Annotated in this window: 20 protein-coding genes and 1 pseudogene; 11 read left to right on the forward strand and 10 right to left on the reverse strand. The window is 72.8% G+C overall.

The features are described from left to right. Positions 1 to 6: 6 nt before the first annotated feature. Positions 7 to 729, reverse strand: coding sequence for an SDR family oxidoreductase (locus ACKUU6_RS26370; RefSeq protein WP_407991055.1), 723 nt, complete (start codon positions 727 to 729; stop codon positions 7 to 9). 101 nt (positions 730 to 830) lie between these two features. Between ACKUU6_RS26370 and ACKUU6_RS26375 the strand changes: the two genes are divergently transcribed. Together ACKUU6_RS26375 and ACKUU6_RS26380 are read left to right on the forward strand one after the other, a co-directional pair. Next, the gene (locus tag ACKUU6_RS26375) at positions 831 to 1,757 is read left to right on the forward strand and encodes a LysR substrate-binding domain-containing protein (protein ID WP_407991056.1); all 927 of its coding nucleotides are present in this window, start codon (positions 831 to 833) and stop codon (positions 1,755 to 1,757) included. Between the two features lie 11 nt (positions 1,758 to 1,768). Further along, complete coding sequence (locus ACKUU6_RS26380; RefSeq protein ID WP_407991057.1) at positions 1,769 to 2,752, forward strand: Ku protein; 984 nt, start codon at positions 1,769 to 1,771, stop codon at positions 2,750 to 2,752. On the opposite strand, the gene ACKUU6_RS26385 is transcribed toward ACKUU6_RS26380, so the two are convergent. Both ACKUU6_RS26385 and ACKUU6_RS26390 read right to left on the reverse strand, forming a co-directional pair. Then, complete coding sequence (locus ACKUU6_RS26385; RefSeq protein WP_407991058.1) at positions 2,753 to 4,147, reverse strand: NADP-dependent succinic semialdehyde dehydrogenase; 1,395 nt, start codon at positions 4,145 to 4,147, stop codon at positions 2,753 to 2,755. 20 nt (positions 4,148 to 4,167) lie between these two features. Further along, positions 4,168 to 4,440 (reverse strand): DUF6158 family protein, encoded by a 273-nt coding sequence (locus tag ACKUU6_RS26390; RefSeq protein WP_407991059.1) that lies wholly within the window; start codon positions 4,438 to 4,440, stop codon positions 4,168 to 4,170. 129 nt (positions 4,441 to 4,569) lie between these two features. On the opposite strand from ACKUU6_RS26390, the gene ACKUU6_RS26395 reads away from it, so the two are divergent. From ACKUU6_RS26395 to ACKUU6_RS26425, 7 genes and pseudogenes are all read left to right on the forward strand, one after another. Next, complete coding sequence (locus tag ACKUU6_RS26395; protein ID WP_407991060.1) at positions 4,570 to 5,598, forward strand: PHP domain-containing protein; 1,029 nt, start codon at positions 4,570 to 4,572, stop codon at positions 5,596 to 5,598. Further along, positions 5,598 to 6,479: a non-homologous end-joining DNA ligase gene (gene ligD / locus ACKUU6_RS26400; RefSeq protein WP_407992246.1), complete on the forward strand. Its 882-nt coding sequence runs from the start codon at positions 5,598 to 5,600 to the stop codon at positions 6,477 to 6,479. Before ACKUU6_RS26395 ends, ligD begins: the two co-directional genes overlap by 1 nt. A 160-nt stretch (positions 6,480 to 6,639) precedes the next feature. Beyond that, positions 6,640 to 7,140 (forward strand): annotated as a pseudogene (gene sigK / locus ACKUU6_RS26405) (ECF RNA polymerase sigma factor SigK); the annotation flags it as partial. A 169-nt stretch (positions 7,141 to 7,309) separates the two neighbouring features. Continuing rightward, positions 7,310 to 7,825 (forward strand): DUF4383 domain-containing protein, encoded by a 516-nt coding sequence (locus ACKUU6_RS26410; RefSeq protein WP_407991061.1) that lies wholly within the window; start codon positions 7,310 to 7,312, stop codon positions 7,823 to 7,825. Positions 7,826 to 7,877: 52 nt separating this feature from the next. Continuing rightward, positions 7,878 to 8,267, forward strand: a complete 390-nt coding sequence (locus ACKUU6_RS26415) for a hypothetical protein (protein WP_407991062.1) — start codon at positions 7,878 to 7,880, stop codon at positions 8,265 to 8,267. A gap of 151 nt (positions 8,268 to 8,418) precedes the next feature. Further along, positions 8,419 to 9,384, forward strand: a complete 966-nt coding sequence (locus tag ACKUU6_RS26420; protein ID WP_407991063.1) for a MerR family transcriptional regulator — start codon at positions 8,419 to 8,421, stop codon at positions 9,382 to 9,384. Positions 9,385 to 9,468: 84 nt separating this feature from the next. Further along, positions 9,469 to 9,897: an SRPBCC family protein gene (locus ACKUU6_RS26425; protein WP_407991064.1), complete on the forward strand. Its 429-nt coding sequence runs from the start codon at positions 9,469 to 9,471 to the stop codon at positions 9,895 to 9,897. 47 nt (positions 9,898 to 9,944) lie between these two features. On the opposite strand, the gene ACKUU6_RS26430 is transcribed toward ACKUU6_RS26425, so the two are convergent. From ACKUU6_RS26430 to ACKUU6_RS26440, 3 genes are all read right to left on the reverse strand, one after another. After that, positions 9,945 to 10,544, reverse strand: coding sequence for a vitamin K epoxide reductase family protein (locus tag ACKUU6_RS26430; RefSeq protein WP_407991065.1), 600 nt, complete (start codon positions 10,542 to 10,544; stop codon positions 9,945 to 9,947). After that, complete coding sequence (locus ACKUU6_RS26435; RefSeq protein WP_407991066.1) at positions 10,541 to 11,341, reverse strand: thioredoxin domain-containing protein; 801 nt, start codon at positions 11,339 to 11,341, stop codon at positions 10,541 to 10,543. Before ACKUU6_RS26435 ends, ACKUU6_RS26430 begins: the two co-directional genes overlap by 4 nt. 115 nt (positions 11,342 to 11,456) lie before the next feature. After that, positions 11,457 to 12,107, reverse strand: coding sequence for a hypothetical protein (locus ACKUU6_RS26440; protein ID WP_407991067.1), 651 nt, complete (start codon positions 12,105 to 12,107; stop codon positions 11,457 to 11,459). Between the two features lie 101 nt (positions 12,108 to 12,208). On the opposite strand from ACKUU6_RS26440, the gene ACKUU6_RS26445 reads away from it, so the two are divergent. Further along, entirely contained in the window at positions 12,209 to 13,201 is a 993-nt protein-coding gene (locus tag ACKUU6_RS26445) for an adenosine deaminase (RefSeq protein ID WP_407991068.1), read from the forward strand. Positions 13,202 to 13,311: 110 nt separating this feature from the next. Then, positions 13,312 to 13,941, forward strand: a complete 630-nt coding sequence (locus ACKUU6_RS26450; protein ID WP_407991069.1) for an MBL fold metallo-hydrolase — start codon at positions 13,312 to 13,314, stop codon at positions 13,939 to 13,941. Between the two features lie 3 nt (positions 13,942 to 13,944). Here ACKUU6_RS26450 and ACKUU6_RS26455 read toward each other — a convergent pair whose 3' ends face one another. The 4 genes from ACKUU6_RS26455 to ACKUU6_RS26470 all read right to left on the reverse strand — a co-directional run bounded on the left by ACKUU6_RS26455 (position 13,945) and on the right by ACKUU6_RS26470 (position 18,541). After that, on the reverse strand, positions 13,945 to 14,931 hold the full coding sequence (locus ACKUU6_RS26455) for an aldo/keto reductase (protein ID WP_407991070.1): 987 nt from the start codon (positions 14,929 to 14,931) through the stop codon (positions 13,945 to 13,947). Positions 14,932 to 15,024: 93 nt separating this feature from the next. Beyond that, positions 15,025 to 15,810, reverse strand: coding sequence for a DUF4389 domain-containing protein (locus tag ACKUU6_RS26460; protein ID WP_407991071.1), 786 nt, complete (start codon positions 15,808 to 15,810; stop codon positions 15,025 to 15,027). A 94-nt stretch (positions 15,811 to 15,904) separates the two neighbouring features. Beyond that, the gene (locus ACKUU6_RS26465) at positions 15,905 to 16,405 is read right to left on the reverse strand and encodes a methylated-DNA--[protein]-cysteine S-methyltransferase (RefSeq protein ID WP_407992247.1); all 501 of its coding nucleotides are present in this window, start codon (positions 16,403 to 16,405) and stop codon (positions 15,905 to 15,907) included. Between the two features lie 207 nt (positions 16,406 to 16,612). Continuing rightward, positions 16,613 to 18,541, reverse strand: coding sequence for a PTS fructose transporter subunit IIABC (locus tag ACKUU6_RS26470; RefSeq protein WP_407991072.1), 1,929 nt, complete (start codon positions 18,539 to 18,541; stop codon positions 16,613 to 16,615). Between the last annotated feature and the right edge of the window lie 7 nt (positions 18,542 to 18,548).

The following is an 18,548-nucleotide window of genomic DNA, read 5'->3' on the forward strand; positions in this document are numbered from 1 at the left end:
GGTAGCTCAGACGAGCCGGTGACCGCCGTCCACGTGCAGCACGGTGCCGGTGACGAAGGGGTTGCCGAGCGCGTACAGCACGGCCTGGACCAGGTCGTCCGGTGCGCCGACCCGGCGGGCGGGGTTGCGTTCGGCGACGCCGCGCAGGAAGGCGTCCTTGCGCTCGGCGAGGCCGTCCCAGGCGCCCGAGTCGACGATTCCGGGCGAGACCGCGTTCACCCGGACGGGTGCCAGCTCGACCGCGAGCGCCTCGACCAGGAAGGCCAGCGCACCGTTGGTGGTGGCCATCACGACCCGCTCCGGGGCAGGGCGCCAGGCGGCCACGCCGGAGAAGAAGGTGAACGAGCCACCGGCGTTCACCTGGCCGGCCAGGTGCTTGGCGAGCAGCAGCGGGCCGATCACCTTGGCCGCGAACGCCCGCTCCACGGCGGCCAGTTCGAGGGTGGCGACCGGGCCGTTGGCGGGCATGGCGGCGGTGGACACCAGGTGGTCGAACGGGCCGACCCGCTTCGCCAGCGCGGCGATCGAGCCCTCGTCGGTCAGGTCGATCGGCTGGACCAGGGCCGGGCCTGCCAGTTCGGCGGCGGTGGCCTCCAGCTTGGCGGCGTCCGGGCCGGCCAGGACCAGGTCGGCACCGGCGGCCGAGGCGGTGATGGCGAGCTCGCGCCCGATGTTCGAGCCGGCGCCGACCACGACCAGGCGGCGTCCGTCGAGAGTGTCCTTGCTCATGAGCTGTGTCCTTGTCCGTGCGGGGTGATGCCAATGAGCCTGCCTCCACCTGCTGTCATTCGTCCAAGACATGGTTTCTCTCCCAGCCATAGACTGGGTGCATGGCAACCCTGCGGCAGCTCGAGTACCTGGTCACCGTCGTCGAGACCGGCTCCTTCACCCGCGCGGCCGAGCTGCTGCACGTCTCGCAGCCCGCCCTGTCGCACCAGGTGCAGGCCCTGGAGCGGGACGCCGGCGGTCGACTGCTGGAGCGGCTGCCGCGCGCCGTACGGCTCACGCCGATGGGCCGGGCGATGCTGCCGCACGCCAGGGCCGCGCTGGCCGAGGCGGACCGGGCCAGGTCGGCCGCCCGTCGGGCCGCCGGGCTCGACGGCGGCGAGGTCCAGTTGGCGGTGGTGTACTCCGTCACGCTCGGCGTGCTGCCGCCGGTGCTGCGCGCCTGGCGCGAGCGGCATCCCGAGGCCAGGGTCCGGCTGCTGGAGTTCGCGCACACCGAGGCGCTGACGGCCGCGATGGCCGACGGCCGGGCCGATCTGGCGATCGGTCCGGTGCCGGAGACCTGGGACGGCCCGGTCCGGGAGCTCGGGGTCGAGGAGTTCGTCCTCGTGGTGGCCGAGGACGATCCGGTGGCCGCCGGTCGGGACAGTGCGGCACTCGCCGACTTCGCCGACCGGGACTGGGTGCACTACGCGCCGGGCAACGGGCTCGCCGAGCTGCTCGACCGGGCCTGCGGCGCGGCCGGCTTCCGGCCCCGGGCGGCCGTCAGGACCGAGCAGACCGCGGCCGCCCCGCTGCTCGCCGCCGCCGGGCTCGGCCCCGCGCTGGTGCCGGCCGACGTGCTGCCGCCGGGTTTCGACGGCCGAGTGCTCCGCCCCGAGCCCCCGGTGCGCCGCACCCTGGCCGCGTACTGCCGCCCGGACCCCGATCCGCTGACCTCCGCCTTCCTCGCCGCACTCGGTCGGCACACCCGGGTGGGCGTCGGGCCCTTCGGCGGCGAAGCTGGAGGTGAGGGGGCCGGTACGTGCTGAGGAGGCCCGTGATGGCCAGGGCGATGTGGTCGGGGACGTTGAGCTTCGGGCTGGTCACGGTGCCGGTGGCGCTGTACTCGGCCACCGAGGACCACTCGGTGCGGTTCCGCCAACTCCAGCGCGGCACCTCCGACCGGGTGCGCAACCAGCGGGTGAACGAGCGCACCGGGGAGGAGGTGGAGTACTCCGACGTGGTGAAGGGCTACGAGCTGTCCGAGGGCGAGTACGTGGTGATCGAGCCGCACGAGTTGGACGAGCTCGCGCCGGGGCGGTCCCGCACGATCGAGATCATCGGCTTCGTCGACCTGGGCGAGGTGGAGCCGATCCTGTTCGACAAGACCTACTACCTGGGCCCCAAGGGCAAGGAGTACACCAAGGTCTACGCGCTGCTCCGGGAGGCGCTGGCCCGCACCGGCAAGGCCGGGATCGCCAAGTTCTCGATGCGCGGCCGGGAGTACCTGACCGCCGTGCACACCGAGGGCGACACCCTGACCCTGCACACCATGCACTTCGCCGACGAGGTCCGCGATCCGCACCAGGAGGTGGACAACCTGCCCGAGGCCGAAGTCACCGTCCAGGAGCGGGAGTTGAAGGCGGCCAAGCAGCTGGTCGAGATGCTCGCGATGGACTGGGACCCGAAGGCGTACCGGGACGAGTACGAGGACCGGGTGCGTGAGCTGGTGGAGGCCAAGGTGGAGGGCAAGGAGATCGTCCGCCCGGAGACCACGGTGACCGCCACCAACGTGGTCGACCTGATGGACGCGCTGAACCGGAGCATGGAGGCGGCGAGCGGCGGGGCGAAGGGCAAGGGCGGCAAGGCCAAGGAGAAGAAGGAGCAGGATCTCGACGGCCTCACCAAGGCCCGACTCTACGAGAAGGCCACCGAGTTGAAGATCCCGCACCGGTCCACGATGACCCGGGACGAGCTGCAGCAGGCCGTGGAGCAGGCGATCGCCCCAGCGAGCGGCAAGCGCAGGCTGAAGGCGGTCTCCTGATCAGGACTTGCCCTGCCAGACGGTGGTGACGTTGCAGAACTCCCGGATGCCGTGGCCGGCCAGCTCGCGGCCGTACCCCGAGTGCTTCACGCCGCCGAACGGCAGGGCGGGGTGTGAGGCGGTCATCCCGTTGAAGAAGACACCGCCCGCCTCCAACTCCCGCAGGCACCGGTCACGTTCGGTCGGTTCATTGGTCCAGACGTTCGAACTCAGGCCGTACGGCGTCGCGTTGGCGAGCCCGATCGCCTCGTCCAGGTCGCGCACCCGATACAGCACCGCGACCGGGCCGAAGGTCTCCTCGCGGTGCACCCGCATCTCCGGCGTGACGTCGGTGAGCACCGTCGGCGGGTAGTACCAGCCGGTGGACGGCAGGGCCGCGTGGGTGCCGCCGGTCTCGGCCGTGGCGCCGTGCGCGAGGGCGTCGGAGACCAGCTCGGCCAGGTCGTCCCGGCCCTGACGGGTCGCCAGCGGGCCGAGTTCGGTGGTCGGCTCCATCGGGTCACCGAGCCGCAGCGCCCGCATCGCCTCCGCGAAGGCCGAAGCGAACCGCGGGTAGACGTCCTGGTGCACGATGAAGCGCTTGGCGGCGATGCAGGACTGGCCGTTGTTCTGGATCCGGGCCCGGACGGCGGTGCTCACCGCCGCCGGTAGATCGGCGCTCGGCATGACCAGGAACGGGTCGCTGCCGCCGAGTTCCAGCACGCTCTTCTTGAGCGCCTCCCCGGCCGCCGCGCCGACCGACCGGCCCGCGCCCTCGCTGCCGGTCAGCGTCACGGCCGCCACCCTGGGGTCCTGGATCAGCTGCGGCACGACGTCCGAGCCGACCAGCAGCGACTGGAAGCAGCCCTCGGCCGCCCCGGCCCGGTGGAACAGGTCGGCCAGCGCGAGCGAGGTGCGCGGCACGTTGGAGGCGTGTTTGAGCAGCGCCACGTTCCCCGCCATCAGGGCGGGCGCCAGGAACCGGACCACCTGCCAGAGCGGGAAGTTCCACGGCATCACCGCCAGCACGACGCCGAGCGGGCGGTACCTGACGTAGGCCAGCTCGGCCCCGGAGTCCGCCACGTCAGCGTCCGGCGGGTACTCGTCGGCGATCAGGGCGGCACCGTGGTCGGCGTACCAGCGGAGGGCCTTGGCGGACTTGGCCGCCTCCGCCTCGGCCTGGGCCAGCGGCTTGCCCATCTCGGTGGTCACCGTCCGGGCGATGCGGTCCCGCTCGGCGTCCAGCAGCACGGCCGCCCGGCGGAGCAGCTCCGCGCGCTCCTCGAAGCCGGTGGTGCGGTACGTCCGGAAGGCGTCGGCGGCCTTGGCCAGGGCCAGTTCGACGGCGTCCTGGTCGAGCGGGTCGAAGGTCTCCAGGGTCTCCCCGGTGGCCGGGTTGACGGTCGCGATCGGCATGGCGTTCCTTCCGGGGACGGTTACGCCGGGTGCTCGGCGATCCGGGCGGCGGCCTCTCGGGCCCGGGCGCCGGTCCTGGTCCGGCCCGGCGCGACATGGCGGTACGGGAAGCGGCGCAGGTACTCGGCCTCCAGCTGCCCGGAGCGCAGGGTGTGCCGGTAGAGGGCCTCCTCGGAGCCGTACAGGAAGGTCTCGTGGCGGGTGCGGTGCAGGTGCTCCAGCTCGTGAAGCAGGACGTCGGTCTCCAGGTCTGCGGCCGGAATGCCGTCGGGATGGCTGTCCGAGTGCAGCATGGTTCCTCCTCCTCGGTGTCGGCCCCCGTCCTACCGAGTGCCCCCGTGCGGGCAGCGGAAACCGGGCAAACCGGTTCATGAGTTCTCAAACCGGTTTCCGATCGGGCCGGACCGGGGACCAGCAGCCGTATGGACCCCGTCCGTGCACTGGAGCGGATCGCCTACCTGCTGGAGCGCGAGCACGCGACCGAGTACCGGGTGCGCGCCTTCCGGCAGGCCGCCGCAGCGGCCCGCGCGCACCTGGCCGAGCACCCCGATCCGGCCGCGCTGGCCGCCGGGGCCGCCCGGCTGCCGGGGATCGGCCCGGTCACCGCGAAGGTGATCGCCGAGGCGGTGGGCGGCCGGACCCCGGCCTACCTGGCCGAGCTGGAGGGCCGGGCCGACGAACCGCTGGCCACCGGCGGCGAGGAGCTGCTCGCCGCGATCCGCGGCGACTGCCACCTGCACTCCGACTGGTCCGACGGCCAGGTGCCGATCGAGACCATGGCCCGCACCGCGATCGAGCTCGGCCACCGGTGGGCGGTGCTCACCGACCACTCGCCCCGGCTCACCGTCGCGCACGGCCTGAGCCCCGAGCGGCTGCGCCGCCAGCTCGACGTGGTGGCCGAGCTCAACACCCGGCTGGCGCCGTTCAAGCTGCTCACCGGGATCGAGTGCGACATCCTCGACGACGGCGCGCTCGACCAGGAGGACGAACTGCTCGACCGGGTGGACGTGGTGGTCGGCTCGGTGCACTCCAAACTCCGGATGGACCCGCTGCTGATGACCCGGCGGCTGCTGAACGCGGTGCGCAACCCCCGGATGGACATCCTGGGCCACTGCACCGGGCGGCTGATCGGCGCGAAACCCCGCCCGGAGTCCCGCTTCGACGCCGAACGGGTCTTCGCCGCCTGCGCCGAGGCCGGCACCGCCGTCGAGATCAACTGCCGCCCCGAGCGCCGCGACCCGCCGTCCCGTTTGATCGCCCTGGCGGCCGAGGCGGGCTGCCTGTTCTCGATCGACACCGACGCCCACGCCCCCGGGCAGCTGGCCTGGCAGCCGTACGGCTGCGCCCGGGCCGCCGCCGCGGGCATCGGCGCCGAACGGATCGTCACCACGTGGACCGCGAAGCAGCTGATCACCTGGGCCGACACCCGGCGTACGCCCCGGCGGTCCTGATGCCCGAGGTGACGTTGACGGAGGTGGAGGGGCGGCGGCTGCGGCTGACCCACCTGGAGAAGGTGCTCTACCCCGAGACCGGCTGGACCAAGGCCGCCGCCGTGCACTACTACGCGAACATCGCCCCCCGGTTGCTGCCGCACCTGGCCGGGCGGCCCGCCTCCTTCCTGCGCTTCCCCGAAGGCGTCCAGGGCCAGCGGTTCTGGGCCAAGCGGGTGCCGGCCGGAGCGCCGGACTGGCTCAGCACGCTGGACGTCCGGCACCGCGAGGAGACCCTGCGGCACGTGGTGGTCGCGGACCTGCCCACCCTGGTCTGGGCGGCCAACCTCGGTGCCCTCGAACTGCACGTCCCGCAGTGGCAGTCGGACCCGGCCGAGCACGACCGCCTGATCATCGACCTGGACCCGGGCCCCGGTGCCTCGATCGTCGAATGCTGCACGGTCGCACTCGCCGCCCGGCGGGCGCTGGCCGCCGACGGGCTCACCGCCTGGGCGAAGACCTCGGGCTCCAAGGGCCTGCACCTGCTGGTGCCGCTGCGGCCCACGCCCGAGGACCTCGCCACCGGCTACGCTCGGCACCTGGCGATGCGGCTGCGGAAGGCGGACCCGGAGCTGGTGGTCGACCGGATGGACAAGTCGCTGCGCCGCAACAAGGTCTTCGTCGACTGGTCGCAGAACACCAGCGCCAAGACCACCGTAGCCCCGTACTCGATCCGGGCCGGGGACCGCCCCATGGTCTCCACCCCGGTGAGCTGGACGGCCGTTCGGGACTGTCGTCGCCCGGAGGAGCTGGAGTTCACCCCCGAACAGGTGCTGGGCCGCCGCCGCGACCCGATGGCCGACCTGGCCGATCCCCGGCACTGGGGACAGCTGCCCGGGTGACCGAGGGGAGAACGCTGCAGTAACGCTGCGAGTGGCCGGACCGAGCCCGGACGAGCACGGTGGCCACGTGACAGCACCACGGCAACAGCACTGCTCCGACGCCCCCGCCGACCAGGGCGGTCCGGCTGCGGAGGCGCTGGACGAGGACCCGGGTGTGCTGATGCAGCGCGTGGCGCTCGGTGACGCGGAGGCGTTCGGGCGTCTGTACGACCTGGTCGCGAAGCCGGTGTTCGGCCTGGTCTGCCGGGTGTTGCGGGACCGCGCGCAGGCCGAGGAGGTGACCCAGGACGTGATGCTGGAGCTCTGGCGCGGTGCCGGCCGCTACCGGCCGGAGCGCGGGGCGGTGATGTCCTGGGTGCTGACCATCGCGCACCGCCGTTCCGTCGACCGGGTCCGCGCCGTCCGGGCGGCCGGTGACCGGGACCGGCGGGTCGCCGCCGCCTCGTACCTGCCGCCCTACGACGAGGTGGTGGAACAGGTCGAGCTCAGGGCGGAGCAGGAGCGGGTCAGGCGCTGCCTGCGCGGGCTCACCGAGCTCCAGCGCCGGTCGATCACCCTGGCGTACTACGGCGGGTACTCCCAGGCGCAGATCGCCGAGCTGCTCGACGTCCCGCTCGGCACGGTCAAGACCCGGACCAGGGACGGGCTGATCCGGATGCGGGCCGGCCTGACCACCGACGGCGGGGGAGCCCCAGGGCAGCCCCGCCGAATCCCAACGGTCCGAGCTCGACCTCTCGTCGGACCGATGCGAGAACGCTGCGAGTGGTCGCCCCGGCCCTCGGCCCGGAGGGTGGAGGAACAGTGACTCCCGCACCGAACGGAGTGAGCTCATGGACCTTCGCGACGACCTCCCCCTCGACCACCGGCTGGCCCAGGTCTACCGGTACGGCGCCGGACTGTGCGGCGCGGCGCTGCTGGTGTTCGGCTGCCTCGGCCTGGCCGACGGGCTGGCCTTCTTCAGCACCAGCGGCGAGCGCGTCGCCGGGCTGTCCAGCAACGGCCTGCTGAGCCTGGTCTCGATCGCCACTGCGGCCGTGCTGATCACCGGGGCGGTGATCGGCGGCAACACGGCCTCGACTGTCAACATCGTGGTCGGCACCCTCTTCGTACTCAGCGGCTTCGTCAACCTGACCCTGCTGGACTCCGGCGCCAACTACCTGGCGTTCGGGATGTCCAACGTGATCTTCAGCTTCGTGACCGGCCTGGTCATCGCCACGTTCGGCATGTACGGGCGGGTCAGTTCCAGACTGCCGCGCGACAATCCGTACTGGCGGGCCCGGCACCCGAACGCTGCGGCTCAGCCGGAGACCGGCGGCCGGGCCGCCATCGGCGACTCCGCGTTCTGACGCCTCCGGCGGACAGGCCGTGGCGACCCACCATCCACCTCAGGAGCCATCGATGCACCGACCTCTGCTCAGGGCGGTCGGCGCCGCCACGGCGCTGTACGGCCTGGCCGTCGCGGTCCGGCCGGGCCTGCTGGCCCGGCCGTCCGGACTGGCCGAGCCGGACGGTTCGGTGCCCAAGGCCACGGCCATCTGCCTGCGGCCGCTGGCGCTGCGCGACGCGGCCTGCGGACTGGCCATGCTGACGGCGCCCGACGACCGCAGTCTGCGCACCGCCGCACTGCTGCGGATCGCCTCGGACTTCGGCGACGCGGCGCTGCTGACCGGCACGCTGCCCGGCCGCAGGCACCGCGCGATGGCGTTCACCGTCTCGGTCGGCTGGGGCGCTCTGTCGGTGGCGGGCCTGGCCGCCTCCCGGCGCTCCGAGCGCTCGCCCGGGCAGTGATTCGTCGCGGCGCCGACGGAGGAGGGTCGCCCGAGGAGGTGAACGGTATGACCGGCTGGCCCGGTCCTGCCAGGGGACGGATCGCCCGATGGTGATCGGCGCGGGCGTGCCGGGCCGCGCGCGGGCCGGGCGCGGCCGTACGCTCCCACCCGTGCCCGAACTCACTCCGGCCCCGCCGCTGTCCGAGGCCAGCCTCACCACCGGCGGGGTGGCCCGCCGCCTCGGTGTCTCGCCGACCACCGTCCGCTCCTGGGAGCGCCGGTACGGCATCGGGCCGGCCGAGCGGGAGAGCGGCCACCACCGGCGCTGGAGCCCGGCCGACGTCGCCGTGCTGGAGGCCATGTGCCGGCTGACGGCCCGTGGGGTGCCGCCGGGCGAGGCCGCCAGGATCGCCCTCGGGGCCGGACGTCAGGGGACGGACCAGGAGGCCCCGGCGGACCGGCCGGCACCGGGGGGCAGCAACGCGCTGCCGGTCGGGCCGCTCCGGCCGGAGTGCCGTGGCCTGGCCCGCGCGGCGGTACGGCTCGATACTGCCGAGGTGTCCCTGGTCCTGCGTCAGGTGGTGGACGAGCTCGGCCCCGTGACGGCCTGGACCGAGGTGATGGTGCCCGCACTGCGGGCGGCCGGGCGGAAGTGGGCGGCTGAGGGTGAGCGGTACGTCGAGGTCGAGCACCTGCTCTCCTGGCACGTCTCCACCGCGCTGCGCCGGGTCGCCGACCGGCCCGGGAAGGCGCCGCAGGGGCCGTCCGTCCTGCTGGCGGGGATGCCCGGCGAGCTGCACACCCTCCCGCTGGAGGCGGTCGCCGCCGGGCTGGCGGTACGGGAGCTCCCGTACCGGATGTTCGGCCCCGCCGTCCCGCCCGACGCGCTGCTGGAGGCGGTCCGCCGGACCGGCCCGACCGCCGTCATGGTCTGGTCGCAGGCCCGGCCCACCGCCGACCTGGCGCTGGCCCGCCGGGCCGCCGGGACCACCTGGGGCGGACGTGGTGCCCGCTCCCGCCCGGTGGTGCTGACGGCCGGGCCGGGCTGGGCCGGGACCCGGCCGGCCCCGGGCATCCTGCGTCCCCGCGACCTGGCGGGGGCCCTGGACCGGATCGAGCAGCTGCTCACCGGATGACCGCACCCATCCGATCGCTGGTCGGCTGCGAATGCCGGGTGGTGACCGTCGGCAGTGCGCCGCGGCGACCGGAAGGAGAGTCCGATGGTCAGTGTGGAGCGCAGCATCACCGTCGACCGGCCCGCCGCCGAAGTCCTGCGGTACTTGGCGGACTTCGGCAACACCCCGGAGTGGGATCCGGGTACGGAGAGCTGCACCCGGATCGACGAAGGTCCGGTGGCCCGGGGCGCCCGGTGGATCAACGTCTCCCGGTTCCGGGGCCGCCGCACCCGGCTGACGTACCGGCTCGACCGGTACGAGAGCGACCGGCTGGTGTTCGTCGGCGAGAACCGCACGGTGACCGCGACCGATGACATCGCGGTCCGGCCGTGGGACGGCCGGGCCGTGGTCGTCTACCGCGCGAACCTGCGGTTCAAGGGCCTGGCCCAGCTGGCCGGCCCGTTCCTGCGCCCGGCCTTTGAGCGGCTCGCGGACGGGGTGGCCGAGCAGCTGCCACGCGTGCTCGCGCGCTGACCGGCCGGCGAGTCGGGGTTGGTCGGACCCGCCGGCCGTACGGGGCGTCAGACCAGCGTCTGCCAGTAGTACCAGAACCGCTGCAGGATCAGGATCGCGATCACCGCGTACCAGAGCACGGGCACGGCCCAGTGGTAGCGGGCCGCCTCCCGGACCACCGGGCGCAGCGCACCCGGTACGCGGATCACGCCGGACCTGAGGTTGTGCAGCGTGGTGTACCAGAAAAGCGGGATCATCGCCGCCCAGACCACCATGCAGTACGGGCAGAGCGCGCCGATCGAGTACAGCGTCTGGGTCATCAGCCAGGTCACGAAGCCGATCCCGAACAGCGTGCCGAGCTGGAGCCCCAGCCAGAACCAGCGCGCGTACACCGCACCGGCCAGGATGCCCGCGCCGACGGCGGTCACCACGGCGAAGGCGGCCAGGCCGATCAGCGAGTTCGGGAAGCCGAAGACCGAGGCCTGGTCGCTCAGCATCACCGAGCCGCAGCTGATGATCGGGTTGATGCTACAGCTGGGGACGTAGGACGGGTCCTCCAGCAGCTTGATCTTGTCGAGCGTCAGGACCGCCGAGCCGAAGAGACCGAGCAGCCCCGTGACGACGAACAGCCAGCCGAGCCGTCTGCCGGCCCGGACCGGGGTGGTCACTTCGCCCCCGTGGTCTGCTGGACCAGCGCCTTGAAGGCGTCACCGGTGATCGGCTGGCCGCCGGGGAAGACGTTCAGCTGCTTCCCGTCCAGCTGCACGGTCGGGGTGCCGGTGACGCCGCTGTTGTCGAAGGCGGCCGAGACCTTGGCGGCCCAGGGCAGGTAGGTGCCCTCCTTGACCGCCTTGACGAAAGCGTCCGTCTTCAGCCCGGGCACCTGACCGGCCAGGTCGAGGAGGGTGTTGACGTCGCCGAAGCCGTCCTTGCGCTCGTCGGGCTGGTTGGCGTAGAGCACGTCGTGGAACGCCTTGAACTTGTCCACGCCTTCGTTCAGCGCGGCACCGGCCGCGTTGAGGGCGGTCTTCGAGCCCTTGCCGCCGAGGTTGTTGTCCAGGAAGGTGGCGAGCTGGTACTCGATCTTGTAGGTGCCGTCGTCGGCGAGCTGCTGCATCGTGCCGCCCGCGCCGGTCTCCAGCTTCTCGCAGACCGGGCAGCGGAAGTCCTCGTAGACCTTGAGGGTGTGCGGGGCGTCGGCCTTGCCGTACGTGACCAGGGTGCCGTCGGGGCCGGAGGCGTTCGCCGGGACCACGAGCGGACCGGCGGCCGCGCCGGCGGGCGTACCTGAGCTGCTGCTGCCGCTGCCGCCCACGGCGAAGGCCACGCCGCCGACCAGGGCCAGGACGGCCACCGAGGAGACGCCGATCACCACCCGGCGGCGGCGCTTCTCGGCCTGCACCTGGCGGGCGCGCTCCTCGCGGAGGCGGGACGTGGCGGACTGCTTCTGCTGGTTGGTGCTCATGCGGTGTGTCGAATCCTGTCGCTGCGCGCGCGGAAGCCGCGCGGGTACCTGGGGGAGGCTGGACGCCGGGGCACGGATGGCCCGGGGCGGTCGGACGGCCTACGCGAGGAGTACTTCAGCAGGCCGGTGCGAACACCGGCGGGCCACGCCGCAGGGCGGGCCTGAGCAGGATGTCGTCGGCGGGGATCCGGGCCCGACTCGACTCGGGGATCGGCTGCCGCAGCACCGGACGGGCCGGGCGCGGGACCGGCAGGCGGAGGACCCGCCAGACACCGGCGAGCAGCTCGCCGAGCAGCCTCGAGGTGGTGGCCTGTCGGGTCAGCGCGGCCTCGCTGCGGCACAGGGCCCAGGAGGCGAGCAGCGCGACCAACAGGTGGCCGACCAGCACCGGCAGCCCCGCCAGCGGTGCGGGCGTGCTGCCCGGGCTGAGCAGGTACTCGCCGATCGATCCGCCGGAGCAGACCAGCGGCTCGAATCCGGCCAGCGGCCGGGTGCCGCCCGGCACGGTGCAGGTGAGCTGGCCGAGGTCGAACAGCACCCCGACGGCCAGTTGGGTGGGCAGCAGGACCGCGATGATCCGGCCGAAGCCCCACCCCGAGCCGACGAAGGCGAACCCGACCAGGAAGGCGGCCAGACCCGCGAGCCCCACCACCGACACCGGCAGCGGCCGACCGGTCAGCACGACCTGGCCGAGGGCGGCGAACAGCACGACGAGCGCGGCGAACACCGCCGCGCGCACCGCCCTGGTCACCTGACTACCGTCCATACCGACGAGTCTGCCACAGCGGACGTACGGTCCAGGTGAGTATGTGAGCGGCCTCACCGGCGGTGGGAGGGGGTAGTGCTGCGTCCACATATGATGATCGGATGTCCATACCCAAGGCCGAACTGCACCTGCACATCGAGGGCACCCTCGAACCCGAGCTGGCCTTCCGGCTGGCGGAGCGGAACGGGATCGCGCTGCCGTTCGGGAGTGTGGACGACCTTCGGGCGGCGTACCGGTTCGATGATCTGCAGTCCTTCCTCGACCTCTACTACCGGCTGATGGACGTGCTCCGCACCGAGCAGGACTTCACCGACCTCGTGGAGGAGTACCTGACCCGCGCCGCGGCGCAGGGCGTCCGGCACGCGGAGATTTTCTTCGACCCGCAGGCGCACACCGCCCGGGGCATCCCGATAGAGACCGTGATCAACGGCCTGGGTGCCGCCCTGGACCGGAGCGAGGCCGAGCACGGCGTCAGCACCGGCCTGATCCTCTGCTTCCTGCGCGACCAGAGCGCGGAGTCGGCGCTCGACACGCTGGAGTCCGCCAAGCCGTACCTGGACCGGATCACCGCCGTCGGCCTGGACTCTGCCGAGGTCGGCCACCCGCCGTCGAAGTTCACCGCCGTGTACGAGCGGGCCCGTGAGCTGGGCCTGCGGGCCGTCGCCCACGCCGGGGAGGAGGGGCCTCCCTCGTACGTCTGGGAGGCGCTCGACCTGCTCCAGGTGGAGCGGATCGACCACGGGCTGCGGTGCCTGGAGGACGAGGAACTGGTGGCGCGGCTGGTCCGCGACCGGATCCCGCTGACGGTCTGCCCGTTCTCCAACGTCCGGCTGCGCTGCGTCGACACCCTGGCCGACCACCCGCTGCGGCGGATGCTGGACGCCGGTCTTGTCGCCACGGTCAACTCCGACGACCCCGCCTACTTCGGCGGCTACGTCGGCCAGAACCTGACCGAGACCGCCGCCGCCCTCGGCCTGACGGAGCGCCAGCAGTACACCCTGGCCCGGAACTCCTTCGAGGCGAGCTTCCTGGACGAGCCGACCCGGGCCCGCTACCTGGCCGAACTGGACGCCTGGGCGGTCGTCTCCGCCTGACCGGCTGTCCACCGCGTCCCCCGACACCGCGAGCTGCCGGTCCGTCAGGTCGCGTACGTCTGTCCGAGAATTGCCCGGCGGCCCAACGGTGTGGCTGACATAGTGGCCGGATGCGAATGATCAAGTACGGACACGCCTGTGTGCGCCTTGAGACCGACGGCCGGGTCCTCGTGATCGACCCGGGGACGTTCTCCGAGGCCGAAGCCCTCGACTCGGTGTCGGACGTGCTGGTGACCCACGAGCACGCCGACCACCTCGACCTCGCCAAGCTGGTGGCGGCCCGGGAGCTCAACCCGGCGCTCCGGGTGTACCTGCCGGCGAAGGCCGCCGAGCAGGTCCCGGAGCTGGGTGACGCGGTGGTGGTCGTCGAGACCGGGCAGCAGTTCACCGCTGCCGGGTTCACCGTCGACGTGGTGGGCGGGGCCCACGCCGAGATCTACGACGGCCTGCCCGGCTGTGCGAACGTCGGCTTCGTGGTGGACGGGGACGTATACCACCCCGGCGACTCGCTGTTCGTCCCCGAGCAGCCGGTGACCACCCTCCTGGTGCCCGCCGCAGCGCCCTGGCTCAAGCTGGGGGAGGCGCTGGACTTCGTCCGGGCGGTGAAGCCGGTCCGGGCGTTCCCGATCCACGACGCCTTCCTCAGCGATCTCGGCCGGGGTAACGTCGACGGCTGGATGGACTTCAGGAGCGGCACCGAGTACGCCCGGGTCGGGCTCGGGGAGTCGGTGACCTTCTGACGGTCAGCCGGCCGCTTCCAGGCGGGCGCGTTGGTCGGTCGTCAGGTCGAGGTCGACGGCCGCGAGGCTCTCGTCGAGCTGGGCCACCGAGCTGGCGCCGACCAGGGGGATCACCGGCAGGTCGCCGCCGATCAGCCAGGAGAGGACCACCTGGTTCGGGGTCGCGCCGGTCTCGATCGCGATCTCGCGCAGCGCGGCCAGCCGACCCGGGGTGCCCCCGTGGTCGAAGCCCGGGGGGAGCGGTCGGTCGGCGCGGGCGTAGGCACCGGACAGCAGCGGCGAGTACGCGACCAGGGCCAGCTGCGGTTCGGTGCGCAGGTAGCTGAGCAGTTCGCCGGTCACCACGCCCTGGGTGCCGTCGGCGGAGCGCAGGCTCGGCCGGTCGGTGCGGTGGCGCAGGTAGCTGTGGTGGTACTGGAGCACCTCGTAGCCGGGCAGTCCGGCCCGGGCCGCCAGGCCGCGGGCCCGTTCGACCCGCCAGCTCCAGTGGTTGCTGACCCCGAGCAGGTCGACGGTGCCCTCGCCGACCAGGGTGGCGAAGCCCTCGACGGTCTCCTCCAGCGGCACGGCGTTGTCCTCGATGTGCGCGTACAGCAGGTCCAGCTTCTCGACGCCGAGGCGTTCACGGCTGCGCTCGGACTGCTCGCGGATCACCTTGGCGGACAGCCCCTCCACGTTCAGCGAGAAGGTGCTGGTGGGCTCCAGCGGCCGGGCACCGAGCTTGGTGGCGATGGTCACCTGGTCGGTGATGCCCCGGCTGCGCCGCCAGCGGCCGAGCAGCGCCTCGCTCTCGCCGCCCTGGGTGCCGTGCACCCAGAACGAGTAGTTGTTGGAGGTGTCGACGAAGCTGCCGCCCGCCTCGACGTACCGGTCCAGGATCGCGAACGAGGTGGCCTCGTCGGTGTCCGTGCCGAACCGCATCGCGCCCAGGCTCAGCACGCTGACGGTGCGGCTGGTCCTCGGGTCGGTGCCGATCGTGCGGTACTTCATGGCGCTGCTCCCTCGTGCGGCCCGGGGGCTCCCGGGCTGGTGACGAGGAGTCTGCTGCTTGGAGTGCACTCGAGGTCAAGACGGTCGGTGGCGTCAGTACGTCGAGGTGATCGGCCGCGAGACCTGGGTGGTGTCGTCGTCCGACGTGAAGGAGGTGGTGATGGAGCTGGCGAGGTACGACAGCACGCCGATCACGATGAACGCCACCAGCAGGCCGCGCCCCGCGCGGCTCAGCACCAGCGGGCGGGTGGCCGAGACCGGTCCGCCCTCGTCGGCGGCGGACTCGCCGAACACGCCCTTCGGGTAGGCGGAGGTGAGCATCAGGTAGTACGCCTGGTAGCGGTACCGGTAGCGGACGATGGCGGCGGTCGCCTCGAACAGCGGCCGCGGCATCCGGCCGAGGAACAGCACCACCAGCCAGCTGATGAACGACACCGTCCACCAGCCGAGCCCCAGCACGGCCTGGATGATCGCGGCGGGGATGACCAGGACGATGCGGAAGAAGACCGCCAGCCGGTTCAGCTCCCCGGGCCGGACCTCGATCCGGACGGGGTACTCCGGGGCCTCGAACCGGAACGGCGGGTACGCGTCGACCAGCAGCATCAGGTACGCCTCCACCCGGGTGCCGTACGCGACGTACCCGGTCAGGAAGCGGGCTGCGAACTCGGGCAGGCGGCCGGTGACCAGCGCTCCGAACCAGCCGATCACCACGACGAAGAACGCCACGATCGAGAGCAGCCAGACCACGATGAACTGCGGGATCAGCAGCAGCATCCGGAAGAACACGGTGAGCCGGCTCTGCTGCTTCGGCTCCGGCACGTCGAGCGCCGGAAGCCACTCGCGGCCGGTCACCGGCAGCGTGGCGGATGCGTCCCACATGGTCTCTCCCTGAGGCTTCGTCAGCAGTACCCTGCTCCGAAGATCGCAGGGCCGGACGGAGCCCGCCCCCCGGGCTGGACCGAACGGGACCGGGTCAGCCGCGGCCCTCCAGCTCCAGCAGCTGCCGCTTCCGCTCCAGCCCGCCCGCGTAGCCGGTGAGCGAACCGTCCGCCCCGATCACCCGGTGGCAGGGCCGGACCACCAGCAGTGGGTTCGACCCGTTGGCCGTACCCACCGCCCGGGCCGACCTGCGGGGCAGCCCGGCCTGCTCGGCCAGCTCGCCGTAGGTGACGGTGACGCCGTGAGGGACCTGCTCCAGCGCGGCCCACACCCGGCGCTGGAACTCGGTGCCGTGCGCGGTGAACTCCAGCTCGAAGGAGGTCGACTCGCCCGCGAAGTACGCCCGCAGCTGCTCGGCCACGGCGTCGAAGGCCCTGGGCCTGGGCGCCCAGCCGGGCTGCACCACGGCCGCGTTCCGCTGCCCCGTCGTCATCGACACCGAGGCGAGCGCGGTGCCGCCCTTCGCGGTCGCGGACTCCTCGCCGACCAGCAGCAGGTCACCCAGCGGGCTGTCGAGGGTGGTGTAGACGGTGATCACGGTCTCTCTCCCTGGCATCGGGGCGTTCGTACCGCCCCAGTCTGCCTGTCGCCCGGGGCCCCGACCGGCGGGAATCGGACGGGGCATTCGGCTCGGCGCCGTGCCTGACGATCCTCGGGCCGGACCTCGTCAGATCCGACGGACCGTCAGCCGGGCACACGCGCGGGACGGCGAGGGGGCATCCCCTCGCCGTCCCGCGGTCCGTCAGGCCGGGACGAGCACCTGCGTCGCTTCGGCGGGCTGCGTGCGCAGCCCCTTGAGCAGGATCACCAGGGCGGCGGTGATCGCGGTGCCGATCGCGATGGCGGCCACGTAGAGCACCGGGTTGCCGATCAGCGGCAGCACCCAGATCCCGCCGTGCGGGGCGCGCAGCGTGGAGCCGAAGGCCATCACCAGACCGCCGGTGGCCATCGAACCGGCGATCGCCGAGGGGATCACCCGGAGCGGGTCGGCGGCGGCGAACGGGATGGCGCCCTCGGTGATGAAGGAGGCCCCGAGCACCCAGGCGGCCTTGCCGTTCTCCCGCTCCTCGTGGGTGAAGAGCCTGCCCCGCACGGTGGTGGCCAGCGCCAGGCCGAGCGGCGGGGTCATGCCCGCGGCCATCACGGCGGCCATCACCTTGAGGCTGCCGGCGTCCGGGACGGATCCGGCGGTGGTCAGCGCCCCGGCCGCGAAGGTGTACGCCACCTTGTTCAGCGGGCCGCCCAGGTCGAAGGCCATCATCGCGCCGAGCAGCAGGCCGAGCAGGACCGCGTTGGTGCCGGAGAGGCCGTTCAGCCAGTCGGTGAGCGCGGACATCACGGTGGCGATCGGGGAGCCGATGACCACGAACATCAGGAAGCCGACGACCAGCACCGAGAGCAGTGGGATCACCACCACCGGCATGATCCCGGCGATCGACCCGGGCACCTTCCAGCGGATCATCCAGCGCACCAGCAGTCCGGCGATCAGGCCGGAGGCGATACCGCCCAGGAACCCGGCCCCGACGGTGACCGAGATCGCGCCGCCGACGATGCCCGCGGCCAGCGCGGCGCGGTCGGCGATCGCGTACGCGATGTAGCCGGAGAGCACCGGCACCAGGAAGCCGAAGGCCGCCGCGCCGGCCTGGAACAGCATCGCCGCCCAGCTCTGCTGCGAGGTCCAGTCGAAGTGGCCGACCACCGAGTGGGCCGAGGAGATCTCGTACCCGCCGACGGCGAAGCCGAGCGCTATCAGCAGACCGCCGGCCGCCACGAACGGGATCATGTAGCTGACGCCGGTCATCAGGTACTGGCGCAGCCGGTTGCCCCAGTGCTCCTCGCGCTGCGGCTTCGGCGCGGCGGTCGGGTTCACGATGTCGCCGGTGGCCAACTGCAGGGCCTCGGCGACGAGTTGGTCGGCCCGGTTGACCCCGGACTTGACGCTGACGTCGACGGTGGGCTTGCCCGCGAACCGGTCCCGGCCCCGGACCTCCACGTCGTGCGCGAAGATCACCGCGTTGGCGGCGGCGATGACGGCCGGGTCGAGCGGGGTGGCCCCGGCCGAGCCCTGGGTCTCCACGTGGATCCGGGCACCGGCCCGGGCGGCGGCCAGCTCCAGGGCCTTGGCGGCCAGGTAGGTGTGCGCGATGCCGGTCGGGCAGGAGGTGACGGCGACCAGCAGCGGGCCCTCCCCGGCCGGTGCCTGCTCGGCCGCCGGTGCCTGCTCGTCGTTGACCAGCGCGGCGACCTCGGTCGGGTCGGTGGCGGCGCGCAGCGCGCCGGTGAAGGCCGGGTCCATCAGGCGGCCGGCCAGCGCAGCGAGGATCTGCAGGTGGGTGTCGTCCGCACCGGCCGGCGCCGCGATCATGAAGACCAGGTCGGCGGGGGCGCCGTCCGGGGCGTCGAAGTCCAGGCCGCGCGAGCTGCGGCCGAAGGCCAGGCTGGGCTCGGTGACGTGGGCGGACCGGCAGTGCGGGATGCCGATGCCGTCGCCCAGGCCGGTCGGCGCCTGCGCCTCCCGGGCCGCGATGTCGGCGAGGAAACCGTCGAGGTCGGTGACCCGGCCCTCGGCGACCAGCCGCTGGGCGAGCGAGCGCAGTGCCTCGGTCTTGTCGGTGGGGGCGAGGTACAGGTCGACGAGGGCGGGGGTGATCAGTCTGCCGGGGTCGCTCATGGGGGCT

The sequence above is a fragment of the Kitasatospora sp. CMC57 genome, from assembly GCF_045866025.2.
In the GTDB taxonomy this organism is placed as follows: Bacteria; Actinomycetota; Actinomycetes; order Streptomycetales; family Streptomycetaceae; genus Kitasatospora.